Origin of the sequence: Mesorhizobium sp. M7A.F.Ca.CA.002.09.1.1 (assembly GCF_003998555.1) — a bacterium.
GTDB classification, from domain to species: Bacteria; Pseudomonadota; Alphaproteobacteria; order Rhizobiales; family Rhizobiaceae; genus Mesorhizobium; species Mesorhizobium ciceri.
This window is the reverse complement of the sequence record NZ_RZRR01000251.1, coordinates 1-6,437: the sequence shown is the minus strand read 5'-3', so window position 1 is coordinate 6,437 and position 6,437 is coordinate 1. Positions and strand designations below refer to the sequence as shown.

At 61.4% G+C, this 6,437-nt stretch carries 7 protein-coding genes; 1 reads left to right on the top strand and 6 read right to left on the bottom strand.

The window, feature by feature from the left end; all coding sequences use genetic code 11:
• The 6 genes from EN994_RS13450 to EN994_RS13425 all read right to left on the bottom strand — a co-directional run.
• A partial coding sequence (locus tag EN994_RS13450) for a DUF6638 family protein (RefSeq protein ID WP_348631679.1) occupies window positions 1–209 on the bottom strand: 209 nt, incomplete at its 3' end.
• 42 nt (window positions 210–251) lie between these two features.
• Window positions 252–2,162: an ATP-binding protein gene (locus EN994_RS13445; RefSeq protein ID WP_063168856.1), complete on the bottom strand. Its 1,911-nt coding sequence runs from the start codon at window positions 2,160–2,162 to the stop codon at window positions 252–254.
• Window positions 2,163–2,186: 24 nt separating this feature from the next.
• Complete coding sequence (locus tag EN994_RS13440) at window positions 2,187–3,332, bottom strand: hypothetical protein (protein WP_063168855.1); 1,146 nt, start codon at window positions 3,330–3,332, stop codon at window positions 2,187–2,189.
• A 31-nt stretch (window positions 3,333–3,363) separates the two neighbouring features.
• Window positions 3,364–4,452 carry a hypothetical protein gene (locus tag EN994_RS13435; RefSeq protein ID WP_024504535.1) on the bottom strand — a complete coding sequence of 363 codons (1,089 nt, stop codon included), beginning with the start codon at window positions 4,450–4,452 and terminating at the stop codon, window positions 3,364–3,366.
• Window positions 4,453–4,763: 311 nt separating this feature from the next.
• On the bottom strand, window positions 4,764–5,153 hold the full coding sequence (locus EN994_RS13430; RefSeq protein ID WP_063168854.1) for a cytochrome c family protein: 390 nt from the start codon (window positions 5,151–5,153) through the stop codon (window positions 4,764–4,766).
• An 89-nt stretch (window positions 5,154–5,242) separates the two neighbouring features.
• Window positions 5,243–5,854: a thymidine kinase gene (locus EN994_RS13425; RefSeq protein WP_013529955.1), complete on the bottom strand. Its 612-nt coding sequence runs from the start codon at window positions 5,852–5,854 to the stop codon at window positions 5,243–5,245.
• A 237-nt stretch (window positions 5,855–6,091) separates the two neighbouring features.
• Between EN994_RS13425 and EN994_RS13420 the strand changes: the two genes are divergently transcribed.
• On the top strand, window positions 6,092–6,437 hold a 346-nt coding region (locus EN994_RS13420), incomplete at its 3' end, for a glycine betaine ABC transporter substrate-binding protein (protein ID WP_281060150.1).

The following is a 6,437-nucleotide window of genomic DNA, read 5'->3' as shown; positions in this document are numbered from 1 at the left end:
AGATAGTCGTAGTCGTCGCATTCCTCGGCCACTTCGGGCGAAAAGCCGGTGCGATCGATCTGGAAGGTCTTCAGCTTGGTCGGCTTCAAGCCGAATGCGGCGAGCGCCTTGTTGTAGCGCTGGATCAGATGCGGCTCGTCGACCGTCAGCAGCCGGCCATAGATCAGCTCATTGTCGCGCAGGAGATCGGGTTTCTTGGCGGGGCTCATCTTGCCTTCTCCCACAAGGGGTGAAGGGAAGGCCGGCGCAGCTCACGCATTCCATAGCCCCTTCTTCTTCATCTCCTCCATCTCGCGCGCAGCCCGTTCGCGCAGGCGGGCGTCGCGCAGCAGTTTTTCCACGGCGGAGTCGTCGGACTTGTCGGAATAGCGGAACTCCGAGTCGGCGTAGCGGTTGATCTCCTGCATGACCATGTCCATCGAGAACGGCCCGCGCAGTTCCTCGATCATCGCTTTCTTCTCGTCGTAGCCCTTGTGCATGAAGACTTCCGGCTTCTCGAACCAATCGTCGGGAAGCTCGATGTCCATGGCGCGCATCTTGATGGCGTCGGTGACATTCTTGATGGCGCGACCGGTGAAGCGGGGCTCGGCATCCTTGATCAGGTGCAGATAGGTGCCGATATCGGCCATCGATTTCGGCGCGCCGTTCTCCTTCATGTAGCGCTCGTAGACCTTCATCAGCCCATCTTCCTGCGGCTTCTCGTGCTCCTCATAGGCTTCGGTCACGGCGCGCTGGATTTCCTGCGCGGCGTAGAGGTCGTGTTCGCCGAGCGGGATCTTATGGTTTTTCCCCGCCAGCAGGACAAAAATATCGATGTAGTCGTCGCGGCTCTGCGGCCCGTCGACCAGCCAGCGGGCGCCGGCGCGCTGGCGCAGCGCGTCGTCGACATTTTCGGGGTAGTTGGAGAACATGCCGAACGAGCAGTTGCCGCGCACCACGGTGGCGGCGCCGGCGAAGGCGTCCATCAAGACGCCTGTTATCTCCTGCTGGCCGGCGGAGGCGCGGTCGTCGGAGCGTCTGGCGGCCACCTGGTCGATGTCGTCGATGGTGCCGAAGCCGATGACGCGTGGGTTCAAGACATTGTTGATGAACTGGCGGCAGTTCTGGCCCGACTTGCCCTGGTAGGACGAGATCTGGTCGACGCCGAAATTCTCGTAGGCGAAGGGATAGCCGGCGACCTGGCAATAGCCGTTGACGAGGCCGGCGATCATCTGGATCAGCGTCGTCTTGCCAGTGCCGGGGGCGCCGTCGCCGATGAAGGTGAACAGGAAGCCGCCGAGCTCGACGAACGGATTGAGTTCGCGCTCGAAATCATAGGCCATCAGCATCTTGGCGAGCTTGACCGACTGGTATTTGGCGATGTGGTTGCCGACGACCTCTTCCGGCTTCTTGAAGGTCATCACCAGCGGTTTTGAGCGCTTGCCCGGCGCGACGTCGAAACCATCGAGAGTGAAATCGTCGGCATCGATGCGGATATGGGCGTTCTCGAACGGGCCGATGCCGTCGAAGCGGCCCTTGCGGGCCAGAAGCCCGTCGATGGCGACGCGGGCGAAGGCGCGTGCCCTTGTCATCAAATCGGCATCATCGGACGATCCCGAGATCGCCTTGTCGAGGCCAGCGAGGATCGACTTCACCGCATCCTGCGGCGTGTCGAACAGGAAGTCCGGCTCGGGGATGTCGTTGGGTGCCTCGCCGTCGCTGTCGATCAGCTGGAACAGGTAGGAGGCGAGGCTGAAGGCGGAGATGTAAGCCGAGGCCGACAGAAGCTTCTTGAAGGTGGCCGCTTCGTCGCCTTCGAGCGGCGCGCGGGTATTCCTGGCCTGCAGGCTTTCGAGGTCGGAGCCTTCGGCAAAGACGTCCGATATGGCCAGCGCGATCGCCGTGCCGCGCCGGGCGCGAAACAGGAGCGTGTGCTGCGGGATGGTCAGCAGCTGGTCGTCGAGATGAACGGCGCCGACGGTCTTGGCCAGCTCGACCTCGCGCGTGCGACGCACCGAGCCGACCGAGACGGTCGAGACGAAGCGGCGGTTGGTGCCGGCAAGCGCGGTGCCGGACTCCCGTGACGGGTCCTCCAGCACGACGATGCGGGTGATGAAGCTCTGCGCGGTGGCGCGGTGCTTCTCGATGGCGGCTTCCGGAATGGTGGTCAGGCCGGTATCCATGAAGGGTGCTCCGTGGTGTGACGGTCAGACGTCTGAGATGACCTGTCCGTTGGACAGGATATGAACCTTGTAGCCGGCAAAAATCTTCTGTGCTTCGCCGGCGGCGTAGAGTGCCTGATAGGCCTCGTGCGGAATCAGCGCATGGTTTTCATAGCTCGACACGCCCTGACGCGCGGCTTCCAGATCATCAGTGTTGATGAAGAATTCCTGCGTTGTCTTCTCACTCGAAAACAGGCCCTTGCGGCCGGGTTTCTCGCTCTTGGAATAGACCTCCTGGATCGTCCAGGTCAAAAGCCAGGCATTTTGCGGCTTGCGCACCTTGGCCAGAACCTCGGTCACCGTCGAATTGTTGTCGGTAATCCCCACCGAATAGAACGGGCCGAGCACGACGCGGCGCAGCTGCTTGGGGTGCAGCGGTTCGAAATCCTTGTCGAGGTTGACCGCGATGGTCGCCGGCGACAGCGTATAGGCGGAGTTCTTCTCGGTGAAATCGTCGAAACGATGGGCAAGCTCGGGATTGAGCAGGCCGTCGACCGGCAGCGGAATGTCGACCGTCTCGTTGAGTTTGCCGTTCCTGTCGACAAGCTGGCGGATCATCGCGTCGGAAGAATCCTCCACCGTCACCATGTAGACCAGAGGCAGGTTGGCGCTGCCGTCGAACGTCGCCCAATGGACGAGATAATAGGGCCGTCCCGTCTTCGGATTGACCGAGACCTTGGCGGTTTGCGCCAGCGTGAAGGAACCGAAGGTGTTCTCGCTTTTCACGTCCTCGAGATAGAGCCGCTCGGCCATCGACTTCTGCAGCGCCTCGGGGAATTCCTTGTGGCGCAGGATGAAGTCGGCCATTTCCTCGCGCAATTCGCCGGCGAGCGGGATGTTGGCAAGCCGCGCGTCGGCCTGGCGGCGGTCGTTTTCCAGTTCGAGCAGGTTCTGGAACACCGGGAATCCGCTTTCGGCCCGCGAAATGCGGAACGTGTCCATGAAGCCCAGCCGGTTGCGCCAGCAGGAAAACGACTTGTCGAGCCGGGCGATGTATTCGGCGACGATCTTGGCGACGATGCCGTGCCGGTAAAGCGGCGAGCGATCGTCGCGCATGAACACTTCAAGGCCGCTCAGCGCGGCCGTGATGGCGGAGAAATATCGTGCCGCCGCTTCGTTTTCGGGGGTCATGCCTGTGCGCTCGCGGGCAGTCCTATCACCCCTAAGACTGCACGTAGTTTGCCGAATTGTGCTTCTTCAGCACCTCGTCGAAGCGGCGGGCAAAGGCATCGTCGGCCAGCTTCTTGCGGCGCTGGATGTCGGCGGTGGCGACCATGTTCTTCTCGTGCATCTCGAGTAGGTCGCCGATGTGTTTTTGCGAAGCAGCACCGATGCCGGCCATGGTTTCCTCGGCGGTGTTGTCGACCTGGCTGCCCAGCGTGTTGATCTTGTGGGCGACGTCCTGCTGGGCGGCGGTCTTCAGCGAATCTTCCAGCGCCTTGTAGAGCACGATGCGCTGCTCGGTATCGATGGTCAGCTTGTTGATCAGCGTCGATTGCGCGGCGATCTGGTTGTTGAGCGAATCGACGAAGGTCTGGAACATCGAGGTGTAGCGCTCGAGCGTCTGGCTCTCGGCCAGCAGCTCCTGCTCCTTGGCCTGCTTTTCGTTGTATTCCGTCGCCAGCTTGGAGCGTTCGCCTTCGAGCTGCGTGCGGTCCTTCTGGCTGGTCGAAGCGGCGATCTTGTTTTCGATGTCGAGCAGCATCGGGTTGAGCTCCTCGATGCGCTTCTGCACGGCTTCGAGGTTGGTCATGGTGGTCTTGCGGCGCTCGATCACCTGCGACAGGCTGGTTTCCGAGGTCTTGTAGCGCTGGTCGAGGACCTCTTTCTGCGCCTTCAATATGCCGACGATGGTGTCGGATTTGACCAGCAATTCCTGCAGATTGCCCGCCAGCGACATGTTGCGGACGCGGTCGGTGCGCATGCGCTGCTTGCTCTGGCTGGAGAAGATACCGATGAATTTTTCCCAGCCGGTGTAGTTCTTCATGCTCTCGAACTCGGAGCCGAAGACGTTGGTGGCGTCCTCCAGGCCGATGATCAGGTCGGCAATGTTGCCTTCCATCACCTTTTGCTGCTTCAGCACATCCTCGATGCGGGCGTTCTCGAGGTCGAAATTGGCGTCGCCGATCTTCTTGTCCGATGTGGCGAGCGTATCAAGCATGGTGCCGGACTGCTCGATCTTGGAGCGCATGTCCTGCACGACCTGCTTGGTCTTGGCAATTTCGGCGTCGAAATTCTGCAATGTCGCCATTGGGGCCTCCCGCTTCGGCATGACGTCGCTGGTCGCGAACAGCGGCGAATATATGTGGGGCATCGGGGGATTGAAAGACGTGACAACAAGGGCGGCGTGAAAACAAAAGAATCCATCAGGGTCTTGAAAACCAGTGAAGGCGGGGGCCTGGCGTGATTAGCTTGCCTGCCAGCCGTAGTTCAGCTGTCATTGAACTTTCATGCGGCAAGCCGAGGGCGCACGGATGCCTTTGTATTCGGCAAACGACTGAAGCAATCGCGGCCGCGATATGCGAGGGGAAAGCCGGTTTTACAGAGCTGATGAACAGCGGATCAAGGCTTGGGATCGGCCTTCAGATAGGCGATGACATTGGCGATGTCGTCGTCATTGGTCAGGCCGCCGAAGGCCATCTTGTTGCCCGGCACCTTCAGCTTTGGGGCCTTGAGATACTCGGCGAGATTGGCTTCATCCCAGACCAGGCCGGCGGCGCCGGCACTCTTCATCGCCTCGGAATAGTGGCCAAGAAAGCTCTCTGCGCTGCCGGCGGTGCGGCCAACGACGCCCAACAGATGCGGACCGACCTTGTCGCGGTCGGTGGCTGCGTCATGGCAGGCCATGCATCGGTTGAAGACCTTCTTGCCCAGGGCAGGATCACCGCCGGCATGGGCTACGAGCGAGCTGGCAAGGAGAAGGATACTGGCGAACGAAGCGTCTCGAAGCATGGCTGACCCCGGGGAGCTCTGGCTGGCTGCGTTATAGTACCGAGGCCTTAAGAAACGCTGCATCGGGCCGGGGTCAAGGCCGCCGACCGTCAGCCCTTGATAAAGCCGATGAAGTCGTCTGGCGCGGCGCGGCCCATCTCTTCCTCCCAGTGGCGGCGGCAGAGCGAGACATAGACGTCCTTGCCGATCGCCACCTGCTCGCCCTGGCGCGCCACCTTGCCATCGGGGCCGAGGCGCACGACCATCGTCGCCTTGCGGCCGCATCGGCAGATGGTGCGCACTTCGCGCAAATCGTCGGCGATGGCCAGCAGCGCGCGCGAGCCGGAAAACAGCTTGCCCTGGAAATCGGTGCGCAGGCCGTAGCACATGACCGGGATGTTCAGCCGGTCGGCGATGCGGGCGAGCTGCCAGACCTGCTCTTCCTCGAGGAACTGCGCCTCGTCGACGAAGACGCAATGCACCGACGTATGCGCGTGATGAGCGGCGACGCGGGCGAACAGATCGTCGCCGTCGCGAAACATCTCGGCTTCCGTCTCCAGGCCTATGCGCGACGAGATCAGGCCTGTATCGCCCTTGCGGTAGTGGCCGGCGACGAACAGCATCGTGCCCATGCCGCGCTCGCGGTAATTGTAAGAGGCCTGCAAGAGCATCGTCGTCTTGCCGGCGTTCATCGTCGCGTAGTGGAAGTAAAGCTTGGCCATGCCGCTCTTTTAAGCCGACTTGGCCTGACACGGGGAGGGGCCAGAGCGGCATTCCCCTGAAAAAGCCGGCTGGCCAGACAAAAGCGCCTGATGTGTCGCTGATTGGCCAGCCCGCGCCGTTGATCGTGATTGTCTTAATGCTTGAAACCACACCAGAATGGTGTTTGGCTGACGAAACAAGGCGGGCATAGAAACCGTAGCTACGCTTCGCCAAAGAATCACAATGGGAGACTGTCTATGTCGCGTATGAACTCTTTCGTCGCCGGCCTCGGCCTGGCGGCTTTTTTGTCAACCAGCGCTGCCTACGCCGGTGATCCGGCAAGCTGCAAGGCGGTGCGCCTTTCCGACGTCGGCTGGACCGACATCCAGGCGACGACCGGCGTCGCCTCCGTGCTGCTGACCGCGCTCGGCTATGAGCCGCAAACGATCCAGCTGTCGGTGCCGGTGACCATGGCGTCGCTGAAGAACAAGGATCTCGACGTGTTCCTCGGCAACTGGATGCCGTCGATGACCAACGACATCAAGGACTATACAGCCGACGGTTCGGTCGAGACGATCAGCACCAACCTGACCGGCGCCGGCT

Bases quoted from the DNA above. Each gene is read 5' to 3' on its own strand.
- EN994_RS13445 (WP_063168856.1), bottom strand. From the start codon at position 2,162: ATGGATACCGGCCTGACCACCATTCCGGAAGCCGCCATCGAGAAGCAC.
- EN994_RS13440 (WP_063168855.1), bottom strand. From the start codon at position 3,332: ATGACCCCCGAAAACGAAGCGGCGGCACGATATTTCTCCGCCATCACG.
- EN994_RS13435 (WP_024504535.1), bottom strand. From the start codon at position 4,452: ATGGCGACATTGCAGAATTTCGACGCCGAAATTGCCAAGACCAAGCAG.
- EN994_RS13430 (WP_063168854.1), bottom strand. From the start codon at position 5,153: ATGCTTCGAGACGCTTCGTTCGCCAGTATCCTTCTCCTTGCCAGCTCG.
- EN994_RS13425 (WP_013529955.1), bottom strand. From the start codon at position 5,854: ATGGCCAAGCTTTACTTCCACTACGCGACGATGAACGCCGGCAAGACG.